This is a genomic window from Accumulibacter sp. (assembly GCF_032229525.1).
Taxonomy (GTDB): domain Bacteria; phylum Pseudomonadota; class Gammaproteobacteria; order Burkholderiales; family Rhodocyclaceae; genus Accumulibacter.
The window spans coordinates 1-2,739 of sequence record NZ_JAVTWB010000192.1; the positions used below are offsets into that span (position 1 = coordinate 1).

The window sequence follows — 2,739 nt, forward strand, 5'->3', positions numbered from 1 at the left end:
TTGAACCAGCTTTCGGCACGGGCGATATGGAGGTCGGTTTTTTCGCTGCGGCGCTGTACTGCCTGGCGCCCAAACCGCCCCATGCCGTAGGTGATGAGGCTGCCGAGCACATTGCCGGCAGTCGCCGTCAATACTGTGGTGAGCGGGTCGGCGCCCTGGTGCAGTCGATATAGCAGCAGCGCTTCGGAGCCGCCGGGAAACAAGGTGGACGACAGCAGTGCCGAGCCGAACAGCGTCCATTCCATTCCTTGAATCTAACTGCAGTCGCCTAGGAGCACACAGGCGGGGTCACGTCCAACATTCCAGCATGCGCTCGGTCTCCGTAACGGCACACTGCCAACCGATAGCGAGCGTTGCGAGACCCCCGCACACCGAAAGGTAGCGGCGGGGTTACCCATTCTCCGGCACCGCTCTGGTCATTGAACCCGGTTTTCTATCAAGCCCAGGCTCTTGCCAGCAGCAAGGAGCTTTTTATCCCCGGTCCACAAGGTGGTTCCGGGCGAAAGGCGTACCGCTGCCAGCAAATGCGCGTCAATGTAGCCGATGCCAACGCCGTAGAGAGCATTCTGCTCGACAAAACGCAGTACCTCGTCATCCGTAGCGACGGGTGCCTGCGGCAAGTCCTGTAGCGCGCCAAGGATCAGTTGGCGATTCCGGAGGTTGCCAAGGGCCAGTTCGCCAATGACGTAAGGGTGGCTCAGCACCTGGCCGTGCTCCAGGCTCCGGGTCAGCCACTCGTCACTGCGGCGAAGGTGTTCTATCCAGATCGACGTATCGACCAGGATCATGCTTGCTCCGTTTGGCGTCTCGGCACGTCTTTCAGTTGTGGCTCGGAGCCGCCGAGCAGAGCCAGTCGTTTCGCGCTTTCGCGTTGGATCAGGGCGCGCAGGGCTTCTCGCACCAGGGCCGTTTTTTCAGTAACGCCTGTCAGAGCTTGAGCCTTGGTCAGCAAATCATCATCGAGTGCGAGAGTGGTGCGCATGGGGTTCTCCGTCTTGCAGTCGTGCCCATGTTAGCATCAGTTGATGACGGTTATCGTGCTTCCCTTGCGCTCAAAGAATGCTCGGATCATTCGGGCCTCGGCTCGTGGGCGCCGTCCATGTTGGAGAATACCGGCCAGGCTCCTTTCCTGCGATCACCGACCCATGCTTCGCCGCCGGGTGCAATACTTCAACCATTCCCACGGGGACGAAGGACGCTGTTCGGATAGCGGCTGGAGTCTTCTCTCCTGCAGGCTGGGGCCTGGCGCGCGTCTGGTTGATGTTGCGTAGAACTGAACCCGGCCCCTGGTCGCGCCGACCGCCGCAGGGCAGCGCTTGACGGTCGGCGACGAGAGCCAGTTGGTCGGCGCTACTTGTCCAGCAGGCGCACGATGCCGAGCGTTTTCAGGATGTACTTCTCGTAGATCGGCTCGGAGTTGCCACTCTTCATTTTCGCCAGGAAATATTTCTCGTAGGCGACCTTGGCCACGTGCACCCACTTGCCTTTCTTGAACCAGTTGACGTTGCGCGGCGGGATTTGCGGCAGTGCGACGAAGGCGGCGCCGGTATCGCCCATGTCCGCCAAGCAGATCGCGTTCCAGGTACCCTTTGCGGTGGCGGGCTTGCCGGCCAGTTCGTCGGCAATGTTGTGCGCGATGGCGCTGACCATGCTTTCGATCATGTAGCCGGTCTTGGGTGCGCCGGTCGGTACCGGCGTCACTTCCACCGGCGGGATGGCGACGCAGACGCCCGCCGAGAAGATGTTCTTGTAGGCCTTGCTGCGCTGGAACTCGTCGATCAGCACGAAGCCGCGCGGGTTGCACAGGTTCGGCACGGCGGCCACCGGGTCCACGCCCTTGAACGCTGGCAGCATCATCGACAGCTTGAAGCCGATCTCGTGCTCGCGTCGCGTCTGGCCGAGGTCGTCGAGTTCGCTGACGAAAATCTTGCCGGCCTCGACGCGGGTGGTCTTGGCGTTGGTCACCCACTTGACGTCGTGCCCGCGCAGCTCGCTTTCGAGCATGCTCTTGCTGTCACCGACGCCGCCCAGGCCCATGTGGCCGATGTAGGGCTCACTGGTGACGAAGGTGATGGGCACCTTGTGGCGCAGCTTGCGCTTGCGCAGGTCGGCGTCGACGATGAAAGTGAATTCGTAGGCCGGACCGAAGCAACTGGCGCCCGGCATGGCCCCGATGACGATCGGCCCGGGGTCCTTCAGGAATTCCTGGTAGTCGGCCCAGAAGTTCTCCGCGTGCTGCACGGTGCACACCGAATGCGTGTGGCCACCGTGCGGGCCGGCGCCGGGCACTTCGTCGAAGCTCAGCTTGGGACCGGTAGTGATGACCAGATAGTCGTAGTCCAGCGCCTCGCCACCGTCCAGCGTGAGGCGGTTGGTCTCGGCGTCGATCGCGGTTACCGCCTTGCCGATGAAGCCGATGTTCTTCTTGGCCAGATGGGGAGCGATGGGGATGGTCACCGCCTTGCGCTCGCGCCAGCCTACGGCCACCCAGGGGTTGGACGGTGTGAACTGGAAGCTTTCGGCGGCGCTGACGACGGTGACGCGGTGCTCCTTGCCGAGCAACTCGCGCGTCTCGTAGGCGGCGGGCATGCCGCCGATGCCGGCACCGATGATCACGATATGGGCCATGCGTGTCTCCTTGACGCCCTTGGGGGGCTTCGATGCGGCGCCGGCTCACCACTGAGAGGACCGGATCAGCTAGCGGGATCAGCCGGGTCGCGGCGACGACGCAACGATGCT

The 2,739-nt window shown here is 62.9% G+C and carries 4 protein-coding genes; all 4 read right to left on the reverse strand.

Translation table 11 applies throughout. The features are described 5' to 3' along the window. Window positions 1–245 (reverse strand): YqaA family protein (locus tag RUW20_RS15140; RefSeq protein ID WP_409559375.1); only part of this gene is annotated, 245 nt, incomplete at its 3' end. A gap of 171 nt (window positions 246–416) precedes the next feature. Continuing rightward, window positions 417–788, reverse strand: coding sequence for a type II toxin-antitoxin system VapC family toxin (locus RUW20_RS15145; RefSeq protein ID WP_313953062.1), 372 nt, complete (start codon window positions 786–788; stop codon window positions 417–419). Beyond that, complete coding sequence (locus RUW20_RS15150) at window positions 785–982, reverse strand: type II toxin-antitoxin system VapB family antitoxin (protein WP_313953063.1); 198 nt, start codon at window positions 980–982, stop codon at window positions 785–787. The genes RUW20_RS15145 and RUW20_RS15150 overlap by 4 nt, the downstream gene beginning before the upstream one ends. 368 nt (window positions 983–1,350) lie before the next feature. Then, the gene (locus tag RUW20_RS15155; RefSeq protein WP_313953064.1) at window positions 1,351–2,628 is read right to left on the reverse strand and encodes an FAD/NAD(P)-binding oxidoreductase; all 1,278 of its coding nucleotides are present in this window, start codon (window positions 2,626–2,628) and stop codon (window positions 1,351–1,353) included. Window positions 2,629–2,739 lie beyond the last annotated feature (111 nt).